Below are 22,873 nucleotides of genomic sequence, written 5' to 3' on the forward strand. Positions count from 1 at the left end.
CGGCCGCGTTCTTACCAAGGCGGCGCCAGCAGTGAAAGCACAGCCTATCGGCTGGGCAGGCCCGGGATTGCCCGGATGCTGGGCAAACTCGATCCGTTCGCGCCGATACCCGCTTGCTTTCCGCTCCCTTTGGCCCCAAATAGGGACCGGGAGATTGGCGGTGGACGAGCCACTCGCCAACCGGGTCAGGTCCGGAAGGAAGCAGCCCTAACGAGGTCCGGATCGGGTCGCTCGTCAGTCTCCTACCTGTTTTTCCGAGCGAATTGCGCCGGCGGGCTCCCCGCCAGCGCGCTCCTTTCCGCAAAAGCCGGCCGAGAGAGATTTCATTGCGGATCGACCGATGACCGACGCTGGCGCCCCTCCCAATCCTGACAGCGCCGGCCCGGCTGGCAACGCGCCTTACCGGGTGCTGGCGCGCAAATACCGTCCCTCCAGCTTCGACGATCTGATCGGCCAGGAGGCCGTGGTCCGCACCGTCTCCAATGCGTTCGAGACCGGCCGCATTCCGCAGGCCTGGATCCTCACCGGCGTCCGCGGTGTCGGCAAGACCACCACAGCGCGCATCCTGGCCCGTGCGCTCAACTACGAGATGTCGGACGGCTCGGTGCAGGGGCCGACCATCCACATGCCGACCTTAGGGGTGCATTGCCAGGCGATCATGGAAAGCCGGCACATGGACGTGCTGGAGATGGACGCGGCCTCGCATACCGGCGTCGACGACGTCCGCCAGATCAATGACAGCGTGCGCTATGCGCCGGCCAGCGCCCGCTACAAGGTCTACATCATCGACGAAGTCCACATGCTGTCGACGGCGGCGTTCAACGCCTTCCTGAAGACGCTGGAGGAACCGCCGGAGCACGCCAAGTTCGTGTTCGCGACGACCGAGATCCGCAAGGTTCCGGTCACCGTGCTGTCGCGCTGTCAGCGTTTCGACCTGCGCCGCGTCGAGGCCGACGTGCTGATGAAGCACCTCGCCAACATCGCCGCCAAGGAAAGCGTCGAGATCGAGCCCGAGGCGCTCGGCATCATCGCCCGCGCGGCCGAAGGCTCGGTGCGTGATTCGCTGTCGCTGCTCGACCAGGCGATCGCGCATGCGGCGGGGCAGGTGAAGGCCGACGCGGTCAGGCAGATGCTGGGCCTCGCCGACCGCACCCGCGTCATCGACCTCTTCGATTCGCTGGCGCGCGGCGACATCGCGGCCGCCTTCAAGGAGTTCCGCGACCAGTACGATGTCGGCGCCGATCCGATCGTCGTGCTCTCGGACCTCGCCGAATTCGTCAATTTTGTCACCCGCGTGAAGATCGTGCCGGCGACGGCCGACAATGTTGCCTATGGCGAGACCGAGCGCGTCCGCGCGAAGGATTTCGCCTCGAAAATCTCGATGCGCGTGCTGTCGCGGATGTGGCAGATGCTGCTCAAGGGCATCACCGAGGTGCAGGCCGCGACGCGCCCGGCCGCGGCCGCCGAGATGGTGTTGGTGCGCATCGCCTATGTCGCCGACCTGCCGACACCGGACGAAGCGATCAGGATGCTGGAGCAGAACGGCGGCGGCTCGCCGGTCGTGAACGGCGGCGGTGCTGCACGCAGCAATGCGCCGGCCGCACCGATGGCCTCGGCGGCGCCGGTTGCGTCGGCCTCGCCCGTTCGTATGCCGACATCGTCGCCGACCGGGTTCGGCGGCGCTGCCCGTCCGCAGATGGCGGCACCAGCGCCCGATCCGCAAGGTGCGGCGCCCCAGCTGCGCATCACGAGCTTCACTCAGCTCGTCGCGCTCGCCGGCCAGAAGCGCGACATCATGACCAAGAGCGCGCTCGAGGGCGACATGCGCCTCGTCCGTTTCGAGGAGGGCCGGCTCGAAGTCGCGCTCGAGCCCAACGCCTCCAAGACCATGATCTCGGAGCTTGCGAAGAAATTCGAGCTGTGGACCGGCCGGCGCTGGACGGTGATCGTCTCGAACGAGCAGGGCCAGCCGACGCTGCGCTCGGTGAACCAGGCCGCCAAGCAGGAGCATGCGCGTACCGCCGAAGCCGACCCGCGCGTGCAGGAGGTGCTGTCGCGCTTCCCCGGTGCGAAGGTCGTCGAGGTCCGCAGGCTTGCCCCCGAGGCGCCGGAATCCAATATTAATGCGGACTATGGCAGTGACGATCCGCCCGACGGTTCCGACGGCGACGACGATCTCTGAGCCAATTTTCCAAGGACACATATCGATGGCTGATTTTCTCGGCATGATGAAGCAGGCGGCGCAGCTGCAATCCAAGATGCAGGAGATGCAGGAGCAGCTCGCCAATGTGGAAGTTGAAGGCATCTCCGGCGGTGGTCTCGTCGCGGTGCGCATGACCGCCAAGATGGACGTGAAGGGCATCAAGATCGATCCCTCGCTGATGAAGCCGGAGGAGCGCGAGGTGCTGGAAGACCTGCTCGTCACCGCGCTCGGCGATGCCCGCCGCAAGGCGGAGACGGCGGTGCAGGACAAGATGCAGTCGCTCACCGGTGGGCTCGGCCTGCCGCCGGGGCTGTTCGGCCAGTAACATGGGCGCGGTTGCAGGTCCCGAGATCGAGCGGCTGGTCCAGCTTCTCGCGCGGCTGCCGGGCCTTGGCCCGCGCTCCGCGCGGCGCGCGGCGCTGCATCTGATCAAGAAGCGCGAAGCGCTGATGATGCCGCTGTCGTCCGCCTTGCAGGTCGCGTTGGACAAGGTCCAGGTCTGCAAGACCTGCGGCAACATCGACACGCAAAATCCCTGCACGGTCTGCACCGACCCGAAGCGCGATCCCGCGATTATCGTCGTCGTCGCCGACGTCGCCGACCTCTGGGCGCTGGAGCGGGCCAATGCGACCCAGGGGCGCTATCATGTGCTGGGCGCGACATTGTCACCGCTCGACGGTGTCGGCCCGCAGGACCTCACCATCGACGCGCTGGTGGCGCGCGCGCATGCTGCCGAGGTGCACGAGATCATCCTGGCGCTGAACGCAACGGTGGACGGCCAGACCACGGCGCACTACATCACCGACCTGCTTCAGGACGCCAACGTAAAAGTAACCCGGCTCGCGCATGGTGTGCCGGTCGGTGGCGAGCTTGATTATCTCGACGAAGGTACGCTATCGGCCGCCATGCGGCAGCGGACCCTGTTCTAGCTATCCTACAGACCTCACGGAACGGACGACATGACGAAACTTTTCGCCACACGCTCGGCTTTGGTCGCGACGATGATGCTGCTGGTGACGCCGGCCATCTCCGCGCAGCAGGACGATGCGGCGCCGCCGGCCCCCAAGCCCGGCAAGCCGATCAACACCGGCGACGTGCTCTCGGGCGAGCTGAACGCGATGAAGGTGCGCGACGTCAAGAACGCCGGCAAGCGTGTTGCGATGTACCAGATCACATCCGAGCCGCGCCGCCTGCCGGCGCCGAACGGGCTGTGCAACCTCGAGACCGGCCCCGAGACTTTCCAACTCGTCACCTCCAGCGACGCGCAGGCCACGCAGCTGAAATCGTTCGTCGGCAAGGAGATCTCGGTCAAGGTCGACGAGGTCGCCTGCGCCAGCGATCCCGGCCAGATGAGCGAGGCCGTGATCACGAAGTGGAGCCTGGTGAAGAAGCAGTAGGGGCGGCAGGCAAGGTGCCGTAGGGTGGGTTAGCCGAAGGCGTAACCCACCACTGTTCATATCCGCGGAAGCAGAAGAGGTGGGTTACGCTTCGCTAACCCACCCTACAAAGGCGCCCTACACCCTCACCGGCCCCAGCGCCTCAAAGTGCCCGCGCTTCTGCAGCCAGGTCAGCAGCATCAGGCTCGGGATCGCCACCAGCACGCAGATCACGAAGAACAGCGGCCACCCCGTGGTCTCCGCAACATAGCCTGCGCTCGATGACAGATACGTCCGCCCCACCGCCGCGAGCGCGGTGAGCAGCGCATATTGCGTCGCCGTGTGCAGCGGATTCTGGCACAGCGCGGAGAGATAGGCGACGAAGATCACGGTGCCGATGGCGCTGGTAAAATTCTCGGCGCAGATGGCGAGCGCCAGCGCCCATTGATTGGTGCCGACCACGGCGAGCCAGGAGAAGGACAGATTGGCGAGCGCCTGCACCACGCCGCCAATCCACAGCGATGTCGCCAGCGAGTAGCGCCGCGCGACGAAACCACCGGCGAACCCGCCGATCAGGGTCGCAGCGAGTCCCACGCCCTTCACGATCGCCGCATAGTCGTTGCGGGTGAAGCCGAGATCGATCACGAACGGCGCCGTCATCGTGCCCGAGAAGGCGTCGGTGAACTTGAAAAGCACGACGAAAGCGAGCGCCGCGAGCGCGTCCTTGCGCGACAGGAATTCCGAGAAGGCGCCGATCGCCGCGTGCAGCACGCGCGTGAACGCGCTCTCTTCGTGCGTCGCCGCCTCGGCCCGCACCGATTGCTCGGGCTCGGTCGCGACCAGCGCCGTGACCGTCCCGATCAGCACCATCGTCGCCATCACCACATAGCCCCACATCCAGGCCGAGGTGCGGGTGATGCCGGTGTTCTCGAAGCCGGAAACGATGAACAGCGCGCCCGCGGTCGAGACCAGCATGCCGATGCGATAGGCGGCGACGTAGGCCGCCATGCCGGCCGCCTGCTCGCTCTCGGGCAGGCTTTCGACGCGGAAGGCATCGACCACGATGTCCTGCGTCGACGACGTCGTCGCCACCAGCAGCGCGCCGAGCGCAACGTAGAACGGCGAACGCGCGGGATCGGTCATCGCCAGCAGCACGATCGAGACGATCAGCAGCAATTGCGAGAACACCAGCCAGCCGCGCCGCCGTCCGAAGGCGCGGGTGAACAGCGGCACATGCAGCGCATCCACCAGCGGCGCCCACAGGAACTTCAGCGTGTAGGGCGTACCGACCAGCGCGAACAGGCCGATGGTCTTGAGATCGACCCCGGCCTCGCGCATCCACACCAGCAGCGTCGAGCCCGACAGCGCCAGCGGCAGCCCCGAGGAGAAGCCGAGGAACAGCACGATGAGCACCCGCGGTTGCAGGTACACGGCAAGGCTCTCGCGCCAGGAGGGGGCGTCGGCACTGGTTTGGACGGTTCCGGAAGTCGCGTCGGGTGCGGTCATGGGCAGGTGTTAGCAGATTCTGGCCGTGATGCCTCGTCTCTCTCTCTCTCTCTCCCCGTTCTTACGGGGAGAGGGCGGGGTGAGGGGCCTTTCTCCGCGGATGAGGTGGTCGTGGGACCTGTACCCCCTCACCCGGATCGCAAGAGCGATCCGACCTCTCCCCGCAAGCGGGGAGAGGTGAAGACATCACTCCCCCGCCTGGAGCTTCCTCGGAAACAACTCCGGCGCGCCGGTCGCCACCAGCCTCGGCCCTTCCGGCGCATCGGTCTTGCTGAAATCGAGCTCCTCGATTCTCCCCGCGCGCTTCTCGATCTTGTCGGCGGAGATCAGGATCTGGCGGACGTCCTCGTTCGCGTCGGAGAAATGTTTCTGCAATTTCAGCACGCGCTCGCGCAGGCGTCCCAAATCGTCGCCGAGCTTGATCACCTCGGTCTGGATCTGGTCGGCGGCGTCGCGCATGCGCGCGTCCTTCATAATCTGCTGCATCACCTGGATCGCGAGCATCAACAGCGAGGGCGACACCAGCACGACGCGGGCGCGATAGGCCTTCTGGATCACGTCGTCGAAACCGTCATGGATTTCCGCGTAGACCGATTCCGACGGCACGAACATCAGCGCCATCTCCTGGGTCTCGCCGGTGACGAGGTATTTTTCGGCGATGTCGCTGACATGCTTCATCACGTCGCCGCGCAGGCGCTGTGTGGCGATACGCTTCTCTTCGTCGGTGCGGGCGTCGTGCAGTGCCGTCATTGCCTCCAGCGGGAATTTGGCGTCGATGCAGAGCGGGCGCTGGTCGGGGAGGAACACGACGCAGTCGGGCCGTTTCCCCGTCGAGAGCGTGAACTGGAACTCGTAGGATCCCTTGGGAAGACCGTCCTGGACGATCGCCTCCATCCGCGCCTGGCCGAAGGCGCCGCGCGACTGCTTGTTGGCGAGCACGTCGCGCAAGGTGGTCACCTGCGTGGTGAGGTCGGTGAGGTTCTTGTGCGCGTTGTCGATGATGCCGAGCCGCTCGTGCAGGGCGCGCAGGCTCTCCATGGTGTTGCGGGTCGAATGTTCCATGGACTGTCCGACGCGGTGGGTGACCGAATCCAGCCGCTCGTTGACCGCGCGCGCCATCTCGGCTTGGCGGCCGGCCAGCGCCTGGGTCATGGCGTCGACCCGGCCCGAGGCCTCGCTCTGGGCGCGCAGCACTTGGGCGAGGCGCTCCTCGAGCTCATCGGCCCGGATCGCGTGCGCCATGGCGAGTTCCGCCCCACGCCGCCCTGAACGCGCGATCACGACCGCAATCACAACCAGCAGGATGAGGACGAGCGCACCGAAGCCGATCAGCGCGTCGATGGTGCGCACCGGCCAGTCGCCGAGCATGACAATGATCTCGTTCATGCCAGCTCTTCTAACCGATTCGCCGTCCGGCGCGAACGAAGAGGGAACGCGTTCGGTTAATGGTCCCAGAATTTTTATGGTTAACGAAACCTGAAGTTTTCTGGTTAGCGGAGGGTTAACAGGGTTCCTCGCCGCATTGACCGCATCCGGCGCGGGGCTTAAATCGCGGCCATGGCCCTACGAGAAATCATCATCCTGCCCGACAAGCAGCTGCGCCTGGTCTCCAAGCCGATCGAGAAGGTCACTTCGGAGATCCGCAAGCTTGCCGACGACATGTTCGAGACCATGTACGACGCGCCCGGCATCGGCCTGGCTGCGATCCAGGTCGCGCAACCCTTGCGGCTGATCACCATGGATCTCGCCAAGCGCGACGAGAACGGCGAGACCAAGCCGCTTCCGCGCGTCTTCATCAATCCGGAGATCCTGGCTTCCTCCGAAGAGCTGTCGGTCTACGAGGAAGGCTGCCTGTCGATCCCCGAATATTACGAGGAGGTCGAGCGACCTGCGAAGGTGCGCGTGCGCTTCACCGATCTCGACGGCAAGGTGCACGAGGAGGATGCCGAAGGCCTCTACGCCACCTGCATCCAGCACGAGATCGACCATCTCAATGGCGTGCTGTTCGTCGACTATCTGTCGAAGCTCAAGCGCGACCGCGTGATGAAGAAGTTCGAGAAAGCCGCCAAGCGCGCGGAGTGAGTTCTAGACGACTGTGTTGCCGCATGCTCCCCTGCGCCCCTCCCCCCTTGCGGGGGAGGGCGGGGGAGAGGGGTAGCCCAGCAAACGGTGCTCCTGATTTGCGGAGCGCAAGCAAGGCACCCGCGCTAACGCCGAGCGAGCGCGTCGTGTGGCACCCCTCTCCCTAACCCTCCCCCGCAAGGGGGGAGGGAACGTACCGAGTCCTTGTCATGCCTCTCCGCCTCATCTTCATGGGCACGCCCGATTTCTCCGTGCCGACGCTGCTCGAGCTGGTCGCGCATGGCCATGAGATCGCGGCTGTCTATACGCGTGCGCCGAAGCCGGGCGGGCGGCGCGGCCTGCAATTGCAGCCGACGCCGGTCGAGGACGCCGCACGAAAACTCGGCATTCCCGTGCTGACGCCGAAGACGCTGAAGACGGAAGAAGCGCTGGAAGAGTTTCGCGCATTCGATGCTGACGCCGCCGTCGTCGTCGCCTACGGCATGATCCTGCCGCAGGCGATCCTCGATGCCCCCAAGCTCGGCTGCTACAATCTGCATGCTTCGCTGCTGCCGCGCTGGCGCGGCGCTGCGCCCATCAACCGCGCTATCATGGCTGGCGATGCCGAGAGCGGCGTGATGGTGATGAAGATGGATGTCGGTCTCGACACCGGCGACGTTGCCATGGCGGAGCGGCTTCCAATCGCCGACAACATGACCGCGCTCGACCTGCACGATCGCCTCTCTCGCCTCGGTGCCGACCTGATGGTCCGTGCCATGGCCGCGCTCGAACGCGGCGGGCTCCAGCTCAAGACCCAGAGCGAGGACGGAGTCACCTATGCCGCCAAGATCGACAAGGCCGAGGCACGGATCGACTGGAGCAAGCCTGCGCGCGCGGTGCTGCGCCACATTCACGGCCTTTCGCCGTTTCCCGGTGCCTGGGCCGAGCTTGCCGGCGTCACCGACAATGCGCGCGTCAAGATCCTGCGCTGCGAGCTCGCGAAAGGATCGGGCGAGCCGGGCGCGGTGCTGGATGAGCAGCTCACGATCGCCTGCGGCGAGGATGCCATTCGCATCATCGAGCTTCAGCGCGAGGGCAAGGGCCGGATGCAGGCCGCGGACTTCCTGCGCGGCGTGCCTGTGAAGCCGCCGATGCGGCTGGCCTGATGCCCCGCTACAAGCTCACCATCGAATATGACGGCGCGCCGTTCTTCGGCTGGCAGGTGCAGGACACCCTGCCGTCGGTGCAGGGCGCGCTCGAGGCGGCGGTGAAGGCGATGACCGGCGCGGATCTGCGGGTGCATGGTGCGGGTCGCACCGATGCCGGTGTGCATGCGCGCGGCCAGGTCGCGCATGTCGACGTCGAGAAGCAGTTTCCGCCCGGCCGTTTTCGCGACGGGCTCAATGCGCATCTGCGTCCGCATCCGATCGCGGTGCTGGAAGCCGAGATCGTGCCTGACACGTTCGAGGCGCGCTTTTCGGCCGTGAAGCGCCACTACCGCTACCGCGTCATCAACACCCGCGCCAATCTCGCGCTCGATGTCGGCCACGCCTGGCGCGTGCCGCGCCGGCTCGATGCCGAGGCCATGCACGCGGCGGCGCAGCGTCTGCTCGGCAAGCACGATTTCACCACCTTCCGCGACACCGAGTGCCAGGCCAAATCGCCGGAGAAGACGCTCGACCAGCTCGATGTGATTCGCGACGGCCGCGAGATCACGATCATCACCTCGGCGCGCTCGTTCCTGCACAGCCAGGTGCGCTCGATGGTGGGCTCGCTGGTGTGGGTCGGCGAGGGCCGCTGGACCGCGGACGATCTCTCCGCAGCGCTTGCTGCCCGCAACCGCGCCGCCTGCGGCATCGTCGCCCCGCCGGACGGGCTGTACCTGATGAAGGTGGATTACGAGTGAGGCGGGTTGCGGGAGCGCTATCGGACGAACAAAAAAGCCGGCGCTCGCGCACCGGCTTTTTGATTGGTGAAGGCGAACCCCTCAGTTCAGCTTCTGCCGAACCTCGTTGATGCCCTTGGCGAGCAGGTCGTCGGCGACCTGGCCCTTGACCGACTGCGACAGGATCGTGGAGGCGGCCTGGACGGCGGCTTCCGCGGCTGCGGCGCGGACATCGGCCAGCGCCTGGGCCTCGGCGAGCGCGATCTTGCTCTCCGCGGTCTTGGTGCGGCGGGCGACGAAGTCTTCCATCTTCGCCTTGGCCTCGGTCGCGATGCGCTCGGCTTCGGACTTGGCGTTGGCGATGATGTCGGCAGCCTCGCGCTCGGCGGTGGCACTGCGCGCCTTGTAGTCGGCGAGCACCTTGGCCGCTTCCTGCTTGAGGCGCGTCGCGTCGTCGAGCTCGGCCTTGATGCGGGCGGCGCGATGATCCAGCGCCGTCATCGCCGACTTGAAGACCCCGAGATAGCCGAACACGACCATCAGGACCACGAAGGCGACGGCGACCCAGGTTTCAGGATCGAAGAACATCTCGACTAACCCTTCAAGGACGCATCAACGGCGGCATTGACCGACGCCGCATCCGGAATGACACCGGTGAGCTGCTGCACGATCTGGCCTGCCGCATCGGCCGCGATGCCGCGGACGTTGCTCATGGCGGTCGTGCGGGTCGAGGCGATGGTCTTCTCCGCCTCGGCGAGCTTGGCCGCCAGTTGCTCTTCCAGCGCCTTGCGCTCGGCATCCGCCTGCGCATTCGCCTTGTCGCGGGATTCGTTGCCGATCGCCTGTGCCCGCGAACGCGCCGAAGCGAGCTCGCCTTCATAGGCCTTCAGCGCCGCCTCGGACTGGTCCTTCAGCGCCTGCGCCTCAGCGAGGTCACCCTCGATCTTGTTCTGGCGCGCCTCGATCGCACCGCCGACCTTCGGCAGAGCGAGCTTGGACACGATCACGTAAAGCAGGACGAAGAAGATCGCGAGCGACACCAGCTGCGAAGCAAAAGTGCTGCTCTCGAACGGCGGAAAACCGCCGCCGTGATGACCGCCATCGGCTTCGGTGTGAGCGCCCGCCGCCGGACCTTTTGCCCCGCCATGACTCTCGGCCATGGAGTACTCCTGTTGCTGTCACGCGCCGCTTCGGATGAAGCGGCGCGAAAGAAGTCGTTCTCAGAAAACGAACAGCAGAAGCAGCGCGATCAGCAGCGAGAAGATGCCGAGCGCTTCGGTCACGGCGAAGCCGAAGATCAGGTTGCCGAACTGGCCCTGAGCGGCCGACGGATTGCGGACAGCTGCGGCGAGGTAGTTGCCGAAGATCACGCCCACGCCGACGCCCGCACCGCCCATGCCGATGCACGCGATGCCCGCGCCGATAAGTTTTGCTGCTGCCGGATCCATTTTAGACTCCTTGGAAGAAAGATTGGGTTGTGGGTGGAAATTCCCCGGACCGCTCAGTGTCCCGGATGAATGGCGTCGTTGAGGTAGATGCAGGTCAGGATCGCAAACACATAGGCTTGCAGGAACGCGACCAGAATCTCGAGGGCGTACAGCGCGACCGTGAGCGCCAGCGGCAGCACGCCGCCGACCCAGCCGATGGCGCCGAGCGAGAAGCCCAGCATGGCGACGAAGCCCGCGAACACCTTCAGCGCGATGTGGCCGGCCAGCATGTTGGCGAACAGACGAATGCTGTGCGAGACCGGCCGCAGGAAGAACGACAGGATCTCGATGAACATGACCAGCGGCAGGATGTAGCCGGGGACGCCGTGAGGAACGAAAATCGAGAAGAATTTCAGGCCGTTCTTGGCGACGCCGTAGATCAGCACGGTGAAGAAGACCAGCAGCGCCAGTCCTACGGTGACGATCAGGTGGCTCGAGACCGTAAAGGTGTAGGGGATGATGCCGACCAGGTTCGAGACGCAGATGAACATGAACAGCGAGAAGATCAGCGGGAAGAACTTCATGCCTTCCGCGCCGGCCGTCGAACGGATGGTCGAGGCGACGAATTCGTAGGAGATTTCGGCGACCGACTGCAGGCGCCCGGGAATCAGCTGCGCGCCGCTGGCGAGCATCAGGAGCGAGATGATCGCAACTGCCACCAGCATGTAGAGCGATGAATTGGTGAAGGCGATCGTTTGATTGCCGATATGGCCGATCGTGAAGAGAGGCTCGATGTTGAACTGGTGGATCGGATCGATTTTCATCGGCGCGGCATCTCTTGGTCTGCCGGGCAATGCCGGCGGGTCTCGGTCTGCCGGCCGGGCCGGCCCGTACCGGCAAGGCCGGCACGATCATTCCTCTCCTGTGCGGATCGCCCTACGAACCACCGCGCCTGTTTTGACCCGCGCCCGCCGATCTCACCACATTCACCACGCCGGCCACGAAGCCCAGCAGCAGGAACACGATAAATCCGAAAGGCGACGTCGACAGCAAGCGGTCGAACCCCCAGCCAATCCCCGCCCCGACAGCGACACCGGCGACCAACTCGGAGGATAACCGAAAACCAAGCGCCATCGCCGAGGCTCTGGCCGCTCTGTCCTCACCGTCACCTGCGGGTTGCTCGGTCTTGGTGCGGCGGTCGCGAAGTTCGGACAACCGCTGATCAAGATTTCCGAGCCGTTCGGAAAGCGCAGCTTCCTCGGGCGATCTATCGCGATCTCCATTCTCGCCGTGTCCCGTGCCCTGTGTCATGCAACGAAGACCCGAAACGCACCGGCTGAATGGAAATTACGCCCGCCACCCTCAAAAGCCGCGCGGACCATACTGATGGCCTATAATCAAGTCAAGCCAAGTCACGATTGCGTCGCTTTCCGCTATGTAGCTGATTTATTTGATAATATTGGCGCGTGCGGCAGCGCTGCGCACAGCGTGACGCCGCACCGCAGCAGCTCTCCTCTTGATCGGTGGATGTCGTCGCCATTTCGCAGCGCTGCCGGGATCAAACGGGCCGGCGGGATCGTTGATTCCAGGCGGTGTTTTTGGCGGCGCATGACCTCGCCGGGGTATAGAATGGCGGGCGTGCGACCTGCGCGTCGTGGCGGAGAGCGCGATGAGACCAGTGACGTCATCCACAGCATCATGGCTCGCGGCGTCGTTCGCCGCTGTGATGGTTGTCAGCGGCAGCTTGGTGGCCGCGCAATCGGCGCCCGACAGCGAAAACGGCCGCTACGCCATGACACCCATCCCGGAGGGGGTGCTGCGGCTCGACACCCGCACCGGCACGATGTCGACCTGCAGCAAGAACGGCACCGGCTGGGCCTGCTACGCGGTGCCCGACGAGCGCGCCGCGTTCGATGCCGAGATCGGCAGGCTCCAGGCCGAGGTCGAGAAGCTAAAGGGACAGCTCGCGGCCGGGCCGACCGTGTCGGGCAAGATCGATGAGGCGCTGCCGAAATCCGACCCGCTGAAGAAGGCGGACCCGAAGGTCGCCGAGGGCGACCGCAAGATCGAGATTCCGCTGCCAAGCGATCAGGACCTCGATCGCGTGATGTCGTTCCTGGAAAAGGCCTGGCGTCGGCTGATCGACATGGCCAACCGGGTGCAAAAGGACGTGTCGGGAAAGATTTGAGGGCCCCTTCGCGCTATCCATGCGTTGAGGTGCCGTAGGGTGGGCAAAGGCGTTCTTACGCCGTGCCCACCATGTCTCTACAACGATGAAAGAAGACGTGGGCACGGCGCTTTGCGCCTTTGCCTACCCTACGGCAGTGTTCGATCAGTCGAGACCTTTGATGACATCAGCCAAATCCGTAACCCGCTCGGCGCCATCGGCGGTGCAAGCCACCACCATCTCATCGTCGCTGCTGACCGTGCAGACGCTGGGCCGCGGCTTTACCGACCTCACCAGCGAAGCCGCAAAATTCGTCGCCGAGGCGCACGCACGCGAAGGCGCGTTGACGCTGTTCGTTCGCCACACCTCGGCGTCGCTGACGATCCAGGAGAATGCCGATCCCTCCGTGCTCGTCGATCTCACCACCGCACTGTCCCGGCTTGCGCCGGAGAACGCCGGCTGGACGCACGACACCGAGGGACCGGACGACATGCCCGCGCATATCAAGACCATGCTGACGCAGACGTCGCTTCAGGTCCCGGTCCTGAACGGTAGGCTTACGCTCGGCACCTGGCAGGCGATCTATCTGATCGAGCACCGCGCCCGCCCGCACCGGCGCGAGGTGGTGCTGCAATTCATCGGCAGTAACGACCAGGGCTAAAGCAAAACCGGCCGCGGAGACCGCGGCCGGTTCGTGTCGCTTGGGTTCGCAGTCTTCGATCAGGTCGCCTTGATGTCGACGTCCTTGGTCTCGGGCAGGAACAGGAAGCCGACCACGGCGGTGATCACCGCGAACACGATCGGATACCAGAGACCCGCATAGATATCGCCCGTCGAGGCCACGATCGCGAATGCGGTCGCCGGCAACAGTCCGCCGAACCAGCCGTTGCCGATGTGGTAGGGCAGCGACATCGAGGTGTAGCGGATCTTGGTCGGGAACAATTCGACCAGCATCGCCGCGATCGGCCCGTAGACCATGGTGACGAAGATCACCAGGATGAACAGCAGGCCAATGATGGCTGCGACCTGCGGGCGGAAGATGTCGAACGGATTCGACATCTTCACGATACCGGCGTCACCCACCTTCGGATAGCCGGCCGCCTGCACCGCGGCGAGCACCGCGGGGTTGCTGTCCTTGGCGTTGGCGTAGGCCACCTCCTTGCCGTTGACGACGACCTTGACCCCGGAGCCAGCCGGACTGGCCGTCGTCGAATACTTGACCGACGACTGGGACAGGAAGGCGCGTGCGGTGTCGCAAGGCGCGGTGAAGACGCGGGTGCCGACCGGGTTGAACAGGTCGCCGCAGCCTGCGGGATCGGCCACCACCTCGACCTTGGTCTGCTCGATGGCCTTTTCCAGCGCCGGGTTGGCGTTGGAGGTGATCATCTTGAAGATCGGGAAGAAGGTCAGTGCCGCGATCAGGCAGCCGCCGAGGATGATCGGCTTGCGGCCGATCCTGTCGGACAGGACACCGAACACGATGAAGAAGCCGGTGCCGAACAACAGCGACCAGGCGATCAGCAGGTTGGCGGTATAGCCGTCGACCTTCAGGATCGATTGCAGGAAGAACAGTGCGTAGAACTGCCCCGTGTACCAGACCACGCCCTGGCCCATGGTGCCGCCGAGCAGGGCGAGCAGCACGAGCTTGCCGTTCTGCCAGTTGCCGAAGGCTTCCGTCAGCGGCGCCTTCGAGCTCTTTCCTTCTTCCTTCATCTTCTGGAAGATCGGCGATTCATTGAGGCGCAGCCGGATCCAGACCGAGATTCCGAGCAGCAGCACCGAGACCAGGAACGGGATGCGCCAGCCCCACTTCGCGAAATCGGCTTCGCCGGTCGCGGTGCGGGTGAACAGGATCACCAGCAGCGACAGGAACAGGCCGAGCGTCGCCGTGGTCTGGATGAAGGAGGTGTAGTAGCCGCGCTTGCCGTTCGGCGCGTGCTCCGCGACATAGGTCGCCGCACCGCCATACTCACCGCCGAGCGCAAGGCCCTGGGCGAGGCGCAGCGCGATCAGGATGATCGGGGCTGCGATGCCGATCGTCGCCGCGCTGGGCAGCAGGCCGACGATGAAGGTCGAAAGACCCATGATCAGGATGGTGACGAGGAAGGTGTATTTGCGGCCGACGATGTCGCCGATACGGCCGAACACGATCGCACCGAACGGGCGCACCAGGAAGCCGGCGGCGAATGCCAGCAGCGCGAAGATGTCGCGTGTGGCCGGCGGATAATCCGAGAAGAACTGCACGCCGATGATCGAGGCGAGCGACCCGTAGAGGTAGAAATCGTACCACTCGAAAACGGTACCGAGCGAGGAGGCGAGAATGACGAATCGTTCGTCCTTCGTCATCCCTCCTGCGCCAGCCTGAGACACAGCCATTGTCGACATATTGAGTCGCTCCCCGAAATACGTTTCCTCGCGCCCCGGGCGTCCGGACATGCCGGATCGACCCAGGTCTTGCCTGCAAGGTAACATCGGCGTGAAACCCGCCCCAATACGACTTTCGGCCTTGCGCACTGACGCGCACCTGACTGCCCGGTATCGGGCGCCGGTGCGCGCCGCGAAGGCCTGCGGATTAACCCCTTTGCAGCAAAGGGATAATGCGCACTTGCATGCCACGGCCGGGCAGGGAAGAATTGGCCTGCCGCGGCATCGACTCGCCGGCCGGTTGCGAACGACAGCAAGAGAACGATGAACGCTCCCTCGACCCATCTCGTCATTGCCGATGATCACCCCCTGTTCCGCGACGCGCTGCGGCAGGCTGTGGCGAGTGTCCTGACCTCGGCCAGGATCGACGAGGCGGGATCGTTCGAGGACCTGACCAAGCTCCTGGAGCAGACCTCCGACGTCGACCTGATCCTGCTCGACCTCTCGATGCCGGGGATCTCCGGCTTCTCCGGCCTGATCTATCTGCGCGCGCAATATCCGGCGGTCCCGGTGGTGATCGTCTCGGCCTCCGACGACAGCGCCACGATCCGCCGCTCGCTCGATTTCGGCGCCTCCGGCTTCATTCCCAAGCGGTTCGGCGTCGAGACACTGCGCGACGCCATTCTCAAGGTGATGGAAGGCGACGTCTGGGTCCCCGCCGACACCGACCTGTCCGCCGCTGCCGATCCCGACATGACGCGCCTGCGCGACCGCCTGGTCACGTTGACCCCGCAGCAGGTCCGGGTCCTGATGATGCTGTCCGAGGGTCTCCTCAACAAGCAGATCGCCTACGAGCTCGGCGTCTCCGAAGCCACCATCAAGGCGCATGTCTCGGCGATCCTGCAAAAGCTCGGTGTCGAGAGCCGGACGCAAGCCGTGATCGCCGCCGCGAAGATCGCCGGCGGCCAGTGGAAGCAGGGCACGCCGACGGGGTGAAGTCGCGGCGGCTCGTGCCGCGCCGCCCATGATGGGGCGCATCGACATCAAGCATCTGTATTCGCCGTCCCGCCGCACATCAGTCGTCGTTGTCTGGCTTGCACCATGGCTTCCTTTTGCTACAACCTTGGCGTGGTTGGTTGCAAAGGTACTCTCGGGGCGCGGATGTGAGGCTGGAACGGATTGCGCAAGACCTCGTCCAGTGTGTCCCGTTACCCGACTGGATCGACCACCAGCCTTACCGAAGCGAGATTCCAGATACGGACGTCTCCTGCGTTGCCAGCGGCCTTTGTCGGCTGCTCTATGATTCGCAGCTTGATCTGCGCAATTCCGAGCAGGCCTGGCACTGCCGCACCGTCCAGCGGGTCCTGACGCGAGAGGGGGCCGAACGCGCCGCGAATGTGGTCGTCGAGTTCGATCCCGGCTACCAGCGCATCGACGTCCACTTCGTGCGGGTCTTGCGTGGTGCCGAGGTCATCGAGCATGCCAAGGCCGATGCTTTCCAATTGCTCCGGCGCGAGACCAATCTGGAACGTCTCATCTTCGACGGGCGGTTGACCGCGTCGTTGCTGATTCCGGATGTGCGGATCGGCGACATCGTCGACCTCGCAGTCACCGTCTATGGCAACGTTCCCGTCCTGGGCCGACGCCACGCCGCGTGGGTTGTCTTCGATTCCTTCAATCCGTGGTTCGAGCATCGGCACAGACTTCTGCGACCGCTAGAGCGGAATGTCATCGCCAAGGCCTACAACGATCCGCCCGAGGCGGCTGTTGTGGTAGCCGGGCAGACGGAGGATGTCCGCTGGCGGATGACCGGGCAGGAGCGCCGCACCATCGAGGCGCTGACGCCGTCTTGGGTGCTGCTGCGGCCCGCACTTCAGTTCAGCGAGTTCGAGAGCTGGAGCGACGTCGCTCGCCTTCTTGCACCATTCTATGAGGGGACTGAGCTTCCGCCTGCGCTTGCCGAGGAGGTCGACCGCCTCGCGGCGGCTACCCCTGAGCCCGATCGGCGTGCTGTCGAGTGGTTGCGGTTCGTGCAGCGGGAACTGCGCTATTTTGCCTTTTCACTGGGTGAGGGCGGGCTGACGCCGCGCGCCCTCGATGCGATCTGGAGTACGCGCTTCGGCGACTGCAAGGATGCGGCAACCCTTTATGTTGCCGGCGCCCGGCGGATGGGACTGGACGCCTGCGCGGCCCTGGTTTCGACGACACATGGTTACTCCCTGAACCGGTTTCTCCCAAGCTCGGCTGTGTTCGATCACTGCATTGTTCGGCTTCGGCTGGATGAGAGGAGCTATTGGCTCGATCCGACGGCCAGCGTTCAGTCGGGCACCCTCAAGCACGTCTTCCAGCCGCATATCGGATGGGGGCTCGTGCTGTCGCACGGAACAGTCGAGTTGGAAGAACTCGGGCGCGGTGCGGCCCTCCATGTCCTGCATTGGGAGGACGACATTACGATCGGACCGAAGGTGACATCGCCGGCGATCGTCAGGCGGAAGATCGACTATTCCTTCTGGGCCGCCGACGCGATACGGAACCGCTTCGCCAACGATGGTCCAAGCGCATTTGCCCAGACCATGCTGCGGGAATTGCAGGACGTTTGGCCCGGCGCTGCCGAGACCGCTCCGATGGAGATTCAGGACGACAAAGATCGCAACACAGTCACGTTGAGTTTGAACTATGAGGTTCGCGATTGCTGGAAGCCCGCCGATGACGGATCGCAATTGAAGCTGGTGGTTGCCCGCGCACTGGGTCGGGAGTTGCAGCCTCTTCCGGGCGAACGCCGCGAGATCGACATCGTACTCGGCCGTCCTCGCAAGATGACAGGATTCGTCCGGCTGAACATGCCGAGCCGTTGGCGCGGCGATGGCTGGTTGTATCGGCTCGAAGCATCCGGTGTCAGTTTCATCGACCGATCGCTGGTCAATGGGCGAACGGTCACGGCATCCCAGGAATTGGTGATTGATGCTTGGTTGCTCGCTGCCGCCGAACTCCGAGCCTACAACGACATCGCGAAGAAGCTCGGGGAAAACCTGTTCATCCTCACAGGCCGCCAGCGGTTCGGCAGGATTCGCCAATGGTTGAGCCTAAAGGTCCGTTTCCTGTTCGCTCTTCGCCTCTTTTGGTATGTCGTGTGGGGTGGATGGGTGCTGATCTTCCTGATCAGTATCCTGTTTGCCCGGCGGTGATCGTTGGATGAATTCACGCATCGTGTGATGGGCCCGGCTGGCATCTCGGCCGTTCATCCTTCGAGGCTCCCGGCGCAATGCTTTTGCATTGCGCCACTCGCACCTCAGGATGACGGAGTTGATAATGTCAGTAGCAGTTCATTGGCGGCCCTGATATCCGCCGTATCGGAACCTTCCGCAAAGCCCTCAAGAGCCGCTTGAAGCAATCGCGTCGCTTCCTCGCGCCGGTCGCGCGCCGCGAGGAATTCGGCAAGGTCGATCGCGGTCCGCAGCTCCCAGGCTTTTGCGCTCTTGCGGCGGCTCAAATCCAATGACTGCGTGAAGTGGGCTTCTGCCTGCTCAGCCTTGGATTCTGGCAGCGACAACAGAACTCTGCCCTTCATCCGCAGCAGCTCGGGCATATAGAGATGATCGCCGCTCTGCTCGACGAGGCGGATCGCATCGTCGATCAGGCACGCGCTCTGTTCGACCCGCCCGAGCGCCAGAAGCCCCTGCACCAGCGCGATGTTGAACGTCGTGGTGAGCAGCTCGTAACCGGCATCGTGAAGCTCGCGCAGGCTGGCTCTTATCGTCTCGACGCCGCCGGCGGCGTCACCGCGCCGGATCGCGAGTTCGCCTTTGACGCCCCGGCCGACCGCGAGATAGGGGCCCATCGAGCGCGACTCGGCATGCGCGATGAAGCGGTCGATGTTCTCGTCCGCATCGTCGAGCTCTCCGCTCCAGAGGTCGATCGAAACCGCCCAGATCAGCGCGATGCAGAGCGTGATCGGATGATCCATCTGCGCGGCTTCGTCGACCGTCTGCTGAGCCAGTTGCCGCGCATCCGCGGACCGGCCCTGCAACCAAAGCTCCCGTGCCAGCGAGATGCCGGCGCGGTTGCGGTGATCGAAGCCGTGGACCGTGCTGATGCGTTCCGTGCCAGGCCCCTGCCAGGCAGCCTGCAGCATGTTCGGTGCGTCACGATGCTCGCCGGCCAGATGCAGCGAGACCCCCAGGAGGGAGTGGGCGAGGGCGATCGAGCCCGCATCGCCCAGCGTCTCGGCGACGGTGAGGCTCTGCCGGGCGTAACCAAGCGCGGCGTCGAACTGTCCCATCCGCTCGTGGAAAATGTGCATCCGGCCGAGCAGCTGAAGCTGGTTCGGAGCGTCGCCGCGCGCCTCCGCGATCGCGAGGCCCCGGCTCAAGGCCGTGCGCGCCGCCTCGCTGCCGCCGCGCGTGAACATCAAGGTCAGGCCGAGCGCGGCCTGGATGTGCATCTCCTCGGCACTGCCGCGCGAGGACGCATCGATCGCAAGCAGCGCCCGTTCCGACCAGCGACGGCATTCGATCAGCGGCGACATCGCGAGAAAGATGGGCGCTCCTGCAGCTGCAAGCGCGATGCCGATGTTCGCATTGCCATTCGCGCCAAAACACCAGTCCAGTGCGGCCCGGACATTGTGAAGCGCAGAGAAATGGATGGCCCGTTCGTCGGCGCTCGGCACCGCCGCCCATGTCATGCCGGCCTGCTCCAGCCATCGGCGGTAGTAGGTCGCGTGACGTGCCGAGAGCGCCGCGTCGCTTGGCTCGTTCTCGAGCAGATAGGCGCGCGTCGTGTCGAGCAGGCGGTAACGCATCATGGCACCGATCGGTCGCGGCGCGACCATCGACTTGGCGACGAGGCTGTCGATGGCGTCGAACAGCCGGGCGCGGTCGACGTGTTCGTCCGGCACGACATCGAGCGCGGCGTCGATGGTGAAATGGCCGGCGAAGACCGCGAGCCTGCGCAGCACGAGGCGCTCGATGTCGGACAGCAGCCCGTAGCTCCAGTCCAGCGTCGCCTGCAACGTCTTTTGCCGCGGCGGCGCGGTGCGCTGACCCTGCCAGAGGAGATTGAGGCGCTCGTCGAGCAGCGCCGCCGTCTGCTCCAGGCCGTAGGCCTCGACCCGGCCGGCGGCGAGCTCGATCGCCAGGGCCATGCCGTCGAGCTTGCGGCAGACGCCGGCGACGATCGCGGCATTGCCGTCGTCGAGCGCGATCTGCGCGCCGGCGGCGGTGGCCCGTTCGATGAAAAGCTGAAGCGCGGGATAAGTCTGCGCGGCCGCCGCAGTCAGCCCGGCACTGTCCGGCGGAACGGCGAGGGGCGCTAATCGATAGACCTGCTCGCCCTCGACACGCAGGGCTTCACGGCTGGTTGCGAGGATATGGACATGCGGCGCGGCGTGGAAGATCTCCGCCGCCAGCGGTGCCGCCGCGGCGATGACGTGCTCGCAATTGTCCAGGATCAGCAGCATCCGCTTGTCCCTGATATGCGCGAGCAGCGCGGGCAGGGGATCATCGGTCTCGGCCGGCAGGCCCAGCATCAGCAGGATCGACGTGATCACGAGATCGGGATCGCTCAGCGCGGCAAGATCGACAAAGTGTGCGGCGTCGGAGAACGTTTCGAGCAGGTCGTGAGCGATCGCCACGGCAACGGCCGTCTTGCCGACGCCGCCCGGGCCGGCGATCGTGACGAAGCGGGCGGTGATGAGCTTGTCCGAGATGGCGGCGACCGCATCGTCGCGTCCGACCATTCGCTGCAGCCGGTTCGGCAGTTTCACCGGCGGCAGCTCCATCCGCGGTGCCGGGCGCGGCTTCGCCGCAATCTGCGTTTGCGAGATCGGCGCCACGAAGCAATAGCCGCGGCCCGAGAGCGTGGTGATGTAGCGGGCGCCGTCCTTGCCGCCGCCGAGGACTTTGCGAAGCGCCGCGATGTGAAAGCGTAAGTTGGCCTCCTCGACGGCCATGCCGGGCCAGACCTGCGCTATCAGGTCCCATTTGCTGACGACCTCGTTCGGCCGCGACATCAGCGCGATCAGCGTGTCGAAGCTCTTGGCGCCCATCGGCAGCGCGACGCCGTCGCGCATCACGAGCCTCTCATGCGGCCTCACGGTGAATGGCCCGAACGACAGTGTCGTTGCCGCGGGCGCGGCCGGTTCAGTCATCGCGAAATCTTGCTCATTTGGAAAACCGGATAACCACCGGGCATCGATCCGGCAAGACCGGCTTTGCATCGGCATCAGACCGCGTACGCAGGCCTCCCAACCGGGTTCCCTGCCGGCCTCACAACTTCTCACAAGTCCCAACGGGTGTCCTGCCGGGGCGGCTGATAGTCAGTTGCGCGACGGCAAGGAGACTTTCATGACGCAAGCGGCAAAGCTGCTCTACACGGCCAGGACCCGCACCAGCGGCGGGCGGCAGGATGGCATGTCCCGCAGCTCCGATGGCCGCCTGGATGTCAGATTGTCGCCGCCGGGCGGTGCCGGCATCGGCACCAATCCCGAGCAATTGTTCGCAGCCGGGTGGTCAGCCTGTTTCGAAGGCGCCATGGAGATGGCCGCGCGCAAGCGGAAAATCGTGCTTCCCAGAAAAAGCGCGATCGATGCGGAAATCGATCTTCTTCTCGATGAAGGCACATATGCGCTTCGGGCGCGCCTCAATGTCAGCCTGCCGGGCCTCGATCGCGAGGTCGCGCGCGACATCATCGATGAGGCGCACCAGACCTGTCCCTATTCCAAGGCCGTCCGCGGCAACATCGACGTCGCGGTCGCGCTGACCTGACGCACCACCACCCTCAACGAGGTAACCCATCATGAAGCAGCACATCGACCAGCATCGTCGCAAGTTCTTTGGCCTCGCCGCCGGAACGGTCGCCGTCGGTCTCGGCGTGATCGAGCCTGCCCGCGCCGAAACGGAAGCGCCGAAGTCGTCCGCATCGAATGCATCCTTCGGCCCGATCAAGCAGATCGAGGCCGGTGTCCTCAATGTCGGCTATGCCGAGGCAGGCCATTCGAACGGTCCGGTGGCGATCCTGCTGCACGGCTGGCCCTACGACATTCACGCCTTCGTCGACGTCGCGCCGATCCTGGCGAAGGCCGGTTATCGCGTGATCATCCCCTACCTGCGCGGCTACGGCACGACGCAATTCCTCTCCAGCGAAACGCTGCGCAACGGTGAGCCCGCCGCGATGGCCGCCGACATCATCGCGCTGATGGACAAGCTCGAGATCAAGAAGGCGGTCGTCGCCGGCTTCGATTGGGGCGCGCGCACCGCCGACATCATCGCCGCGCTGTGGCCGGACCGCTGCCGCGCGCTGGTGTCGGTCAGCGGCTATCTGATTTCCAGCCAGGCCGCCGGCGGTGCGCCGTTGCCGCCATCGGCCGAGCTGCAATGGTGGTACCAGTTCTATTTCGCGACCGAACGCGGCCGCGCCGGCTACGAGAAGTACACGCACGATTTCGCCAAGCTGATCTGGAAGCTGGCCTCGCCGCAATGGAAGTTCGACGACGCCACCTTCAACCGCAGTGCGGCGGCGCTCGACAACAAGGATCATGTCGCCATCACGATCCACAATTATCGCTGGCGGCTCGGGCTCGCCCAGGGCGAGGCGAAGTATGAGGAGCTCGAAAAGAAGCTCGCGGCCGCTCCCGTCATCAGCGTGCCGACGATCACGATGGAAGGTGACGCCAATGGCGCGCCGCATCCTGACCCCAGCGCCTATGCCAAAAAATTCTCCGGCCGGTACGACTTTCGGCTGATCACGGGCGGCATCGGCCACAATTTGCCGCAGGAAGCCCCGCAGGCCTTTGCCAAGGCCGTCATCGACGCTGACGGCGCCTGAGGACCCATTCGATGCCTCGGTCCAGCACGGCTGGACCGAGGACATGCCGCGATCCCCGCTTGA

General features: G+C 65.0%; 22 protein-coding genes and 1 other RNA gene. 14 read left to right on the forward strand and 9 right to left on the reverse strand.

The window, feature by feature from the left end:
• Positions 1-149: 149 nt before the first annotated feature.
• The 5 genes from ffs to JQ635_RS24255 all read left to right on the forward strand — a co-directional run bounded on the left by ffs (position 150) and on the right by JQ635_RS24255 (position 3,600).
• Positions 150-246, forward strand: an RNA gene (gene ffs / locus JQ635_RS24235) — signal recognition particle sRNA small type.
• 94 nt (positions 247-340) lie between these two features.
• Positions 341-2,182 (forward strand): DNA polymerase III subunit gamma/tau, encoded by a 1,842-nt coding sequence (locus JQ635_RS24240; RefSeq protein ID WP_211412299.1) that lies wholly within the window; start codon positions 341-343, stop codon positions 2,180-2,182.
• A gap of 25 nt (positions 2,183-2,207) precedes the next feature.
• Complete coding sequence (locus tag JQ635_RS24245) at positions 2,208-2,528, forward strand: YbaB/EbfC family nucleoid-associated protein (RefSeq protein WP_211412300.1); 321 nt, start codon at positions 2,208-2,210, stop codon at positions 2,526-2,528.
• 1 nt (position 2,529) lies between these two features.
• The gene (gene recR, locus JQ635_RS24250; RefSeq protein ID WP_027561562.1) at positions 2,530-3,132 is read left to right on the forward strand and encodes a recombination mediator RecR; all 603 of its coding nucleotides are present in this window, start codon (positions 2,530-2,532) and stop codon (positions 3,130-3,132) included.
• A 30-nt stretch (positions 3,133-3,162) separates the two neighbouring features.
• A complete protein-coding gene (locus JQ635_RS24255; RefSeq protein WP_211412301.1) occupies positions 3,163-3,600 on the forward strand; it encodes a hypothetical protein in 438 nt (145 codons plus the stop codon).
• Between the two features lie 117 nt (positions 3,601-3,717).
• On the opposite strand, the gene JQ635_RS24260 is transcribed toward JQ635_RS24255, so the two are convergent.
• On the reverse strand, positions 3,718-5,085 hold the full coding sequence (locus JQ635_RS24260) for an AmpG family muropeptide MFS transporter (RefSeq protein WP_211412302.1): 1,368 nt from the start codon (positions 5,083-5,085) through the stop codon (positions 3,718-3,720).
• Between the two features lie 186 nt (positions 5,086-5,271).
• Complete coding sequence (locus JQ635_RS24265) at positions 5,272-6,471, reverse strand: DNA recombination protein RmuC (RefSeq protein WP_211412303.1); 1,200 nt, start codon at positions 6,469-6,471, stop codon at positions 5,272-5,274.
• 171 nt (positions 6,472-6,642) lie between these two features.
• Between JQ635_RS24265 and def the strand changes: the two genes are divergently transcribed.
• The 3 genes from def (at position 6,643) to truA (ending at position 9,052) form a co-directional block, all read left to right on the forward strand.
• Positions 6,643-7,167: a peptide deformylase gene (def, locus tag JQ635_RS24270; protein ID WP_211412304.1), complete on the forward strand. Its 525-nt coding sequence runs from the start codon at positions 6,643-6,645 to the stop codon at positions 7,165-7,167.
• Positions 7,168-7,376: 209 nt separating this feature from the next.
• Positions 7,377-8,312, forward strand: coding sequence for a methionyl-tRNA formyltransferase (gene fmt / locus JQ635_RS24275; protein ID WP_211412305.1), 936 nt, complete (start codon positions 7,377-7,379; stop codon positions 8,310-8,312).
• Positions 8,312-9,052 (forward strand): tRNA pseudouridine(38-40) synthase TruA, encoded by a 741-nt coding sequence (gene truA / locus JQ635_RS24280; protein WP_211412306.1) that lies wholly within the window; start codon positions 8,312-8,314, stop codon positions 9,050-9,052. Before fmt ends, truA begins: the two co-directional genes overlap by 1 nt.
• Before the next feature lie 81 nt (positions 9,053-9,133).
• On the opposite strand, the gene JQ635_RS24285 is transcribed toward truA, so the two are convergent.
• The 5 genes from JQ635_RS24285 to JQ635_RS24305 form a co-directional block, all read right to left on the reverse strand.
• Positions 9,134-9,619, reverse strand: coding sequence for an ATP F0F1 synthase subunit B (locus JQ635_RS24285; protein WP_211412307.1), 486 nt, complete (start codon positions 9,617-9,619; stop codon positions 9,134-9,136).
• A gap of 5 nt (positions 9,620-9,624) precedes the next feature.
• Entirely contained in the window at positions 9,625-10,191 is a 567-nt protein-coding gene (locus tag JQ635_RS24290; protein WP_130365830.1) for a F0F1 ATP synthase subunit B', read from the reverse strand.
• A gap of 60 nt (positions 10,192-10,251) precedes the next feature.
• Positions 10,252-10,479 (reverse strand): F0F1 ATP synthase subunit C, encoded by a 228-nt coding sequence (locus JQ635_RS24295; RefSeq protein ID WP_018643436.1) that lies wholly within the window; start codon positions 10,477-10,479, stop codon positions 10,252-10,254.
• Positions 10,480-10,532: 53 nt separating this feature from the next.
• Positions 10,533-11,282, reverse strand: a complete 750-nt coding sequence (locus tag JQ635_RS24300; protein ID WP_211412308.1) for a F0F1 ATP synthase subunit A — start codon at positions 11,280-11,282, stop codon at positions 10,533-10,535.
• Positions 11,283-11,394: 112 nt separating this feature from the next.
• Positions 11,395-11,769, reverse strand: coding sequence for an AtpZ/AtpI family protein (locus JQ635_RS24305; protein WP_018643434.1), 375 nt, complete (start codon positions 11,767-11,769; stop codon positions 11,395-11,397).
• Between the two features lie 358 nt (positions 11,770-12,127).
• On the opposite strand from JQ635_RS24305, the gene JQ635_RS24310 reads away from it, so the two are divergent.
• The gene (locus tag JQ635_RS24310; RefSeq protein WP_211412309.1) at positions 12,128-12,646 is read left to right on the forward strand and encodes a hypothetical protein; all 519 of its coding nucleotides are present in this window, start codon (positions 12,128-12,130) and stop codon (positions 12,644-12,646) included.
• Positions 12,647-12,806: 160 nt separating this feature from the next.
• Complete coding sequence (locus JQ635_RS24315) at positions 12,807-13,286, forward strand: secondary thiamine-phosphate synthase enzyme YjbQ (RefSeq protein ID WP_211412310.1); 480 nt, start codon at positions 12,807-12,809, stop codon at positions 13,284-13,286.
• Between the two features lie 59 nt (positions 13,287-13,345).
• Here JQ635_RS24315 and JQ635_RS24320 read toward each other — a convergent pair whose 3' ends face one another.
• Positions 13,346-14,971 (reverse strand): MFS transporter, encoded by a 1,626-nt coding sequence (locus JQ635_RS24320; RefSeq protein WP_211412311.1) that lies wholly within the window; start codon positions 14,969-14,971, stop codon positions 13,346-13,348.
• Between the two features lie 342 nt (positions 14,972-15,313).
• On the opposite strand from JQ635_RS24320, the gene JQ635_RS24325 reads away from it, so the two are divergent.
• Both JQ635_RS24325 and JQ635_RS24330 read left to right on the forward strand, forming a co-directional pair.
• Positions 15,314-15,985, forward strand: a complete 672-nt coding sequence (locus JQ635_RS24325; RefSeq protein WP_018643430.1) for a response regulator — start codon at positions 15,314-15,316, stop codon at positions 15,983-15,985.
• 167 nt (positions 15,986-16,152) lie between these two features.
• A complete protein-coding gene (locus JQ635_RS24330; protein ID WP_211412312.1) occupies positions 16,153-18,174 on the forward strand; it encodes a DUF3857 domain-containing transglutaminase family protein in 2,022 nt (673 codons plus the stop codon).
• Positions 18,175-18,278: 104 nt separating this feature from the next.
• Here JQ635_RS24330 and JQ635_RS24335 read toward each other — a convergent pair whose 3' ends face one another.
• On the reverse strand, positions 18,279-21,134 hold the full coding sequence (locus JQ635_RS24335; protein WP_211412313.1) for an ATP-binding protein: 2,856 nt from the start codon (positions 21,132-21,134) through the stop codon (positions 18,279-18,281).
• Between the two features lie 196 nt (positions 21,135-21,330).
• Between JQ635_RS24335 and JQ635_RS24340 the strand changes: the two genes are divergently transcribed.
• Together JQ635_RS24340 and JQ635_RS24345 are read left to right on the forward strand one after the other, a co-directional pair.
• A complete protein-coding gene (locus tag JQ635_RS24340) occupies positions 21,331-21,750 on the forward strand; it encodes an organic hydroperoxide resistance protein (protein WP_211412314.1) in 420 nt (139 codons plus the stop codon).
• Between the two features lie 31 nt (positions 21,751-21,781).
• Positions 21,782-22,810 carry an alpha/beta fold hydrolase gene (locus JQ635_RS24345; RefSeq protein ID WP_211412315.1) on the forward strand — a complete coding sequence of 343 codons (1,029 nt, stop codon included), beginning with the start codon at positions 21,782-21,784 and terminating at the stop codon, positions 22,808-22,810.
• The last annotated feature ends 63 nt before the right edge of the window (positions 22,811-22,873 follow it).

The organism is Bradyrhizobium iriomotense (assembly GCF_018130765.1).
GTDB classification, from domain to species: Bacteria; Pseudomonadota; Alphaproteobacteria; order Rhizobiales; family Xanthobacteraceae; genus Bradyrhizobium; species Bradyrhizobium iriomotense_A.

Excerpts from the sequence above, each read along its gene's own strand:
- JQ635_RS24300 (WP_211412308.1), bottom strand. The coding sequence starts at position 11,282 with ATGAAAATCGATCCGATCCACCAGTTCAACATCGAGCCTCTCTTCACG.
- fmt (WP_211412305.1), top strand. The coding sequence starts at position 7,377 with ATGCCTCTCCGCCTCATCTTCATGGGCACGCCCGATTTCTCCGTGCCG.
- JQ635_RS24325 (WP_018643430.1), top strand. The coding sequence starts at position 15,314 with ATGAACGCTCCCTCGACCCATCTCGTCATTGCCGATGATCACCCCCTG.
- JQ635_RS24240 (WP_211412299.1), top strand. The coding sequence starts at position 341 with ATGACCGACGCTGGCGCCCCTCCCAATCCTGACAGCGCCGGCCCGGCT.
- JQ635_RS24295 (WP_018643436.1), bottom strand. The coding sequence starts at position 10,479 with ATGGATCCGGCAGCAGCAAAACTTATCGGCGCGGGCATCGCGTGCATC.
- JQ635_RS24260 (WP_211412302.1), bottom strand. The coding sequence starts at position 5,085 with ATGACCGCACCCGACGCGACTTCCGGAACCGTCCAAACCAGTGCCGAC.
- JQ635_RS24335 (WP_211412313.1), bottom strand. The coding sequence starts at position 21,134 with ATGACTGAACCGGCCGCGCCCGCGGCAACGACACTGTCGTTCGGGCCA.
- recR (WP_027561562.1), top strand. The coding sequence starts at position 2,530 with ATGGGCGCGGTTGCAGGTCCCGAGATCGAGCGGCTGGTCCAGCTTCTC.
- def (WP_211412304.1), top strand. The coding sequence starts at position 6,643 with ATGGCCCTACGAGAAATCATCATCCTGCCCGACAAGCAGCTGCGCCTG.
- JQ635_RS24290 (WP_130365830.1), bottom strand. The coding sequence starts at position 10,191 with ATGGCCGAGAGTCATGGCGGGGCAAAAGGTCCGGCGGCGGGCGCTCAC.
- JQ635_RS24245 (WP_211412300.1), top strand. The coding sequence starts at position 2,208 with ATGGCTGATTTTCTCGGCATGATGAAGCAGGCGGCGCAGCTGCAATCC.
- JQ635_RS24285 (WP_211412307.1), bottom strand. The coding sequence starts at position 9,619 with ATGTTCTTCGATCCTGAAACCTGGGTCGCCGTCGCCTTCGTGGTCCTG.
- JQ635_RS24255 (WP_211412301.1), top strand. The coding sequence starts at position 3,163 with ATGACGAAACTTTTCGCCACACGCTCGGCTTTGGTCGCGACGATGATG.
- JQ635_RS24310 (WP_211412309.1), top strand. The coding sequence starts at position 12,128 with ATGAGACCAGTGACGTCATCCACAGCATCATGGCTCGCGGCGTCGTTC.
- JQ635_RS24320 (WP_211412311.1), bottom strand. The coding sequence starts at position 14,971 with ATGACGAAGGACGAACGATTCGTCATTCTCGCCTCCTCGCTCGGTACC.
- JQ635_RS24345 (WP_211412315.1), top strand. The coding sequence starts at position 21,782 with ATGAAGCAGCACATCGACCAGCATCGTCGCAAGTTCTTTGGCCTCGCC.
- JQ635_RS24305 (WP_018643434.1), bottom strand. The coding sequence starts at position 11,769 with ATGACACAGGGCACGGGACACGGCGAGAATGGAGATCGCGATAGATCG.
- truA (WP_211412306.1), top strand. The coding sequence starts at position 8,312 with ATGCCCCGCTACAAGCTCACCATCGAATATGACGGCGCGCCGTTCTTC.
- JQ635_RS24340 (WP_211412314.1), top strand. The coding sequence starts at position 21,331 with ATGACGCAAGCGGCAAAGCTGCTCTACACGGCCAGGACCCGCACCAGC.
- JQ635_RS24315 (WP_211412310.1), top strand. The coding sequence starts at position 12,807 with ATGACATCAGCCAAATCCGTAACCCGCTCGGCGCCATCGGCGGTGCAA.
- JQ635_RS24265 (WP_211412303.1), bottom strand. The coding sequence starts at position 6,471 with ATGAACGAGATCATTGTCATGCTCGGCGACTGGCCGGTGCGCACCATC.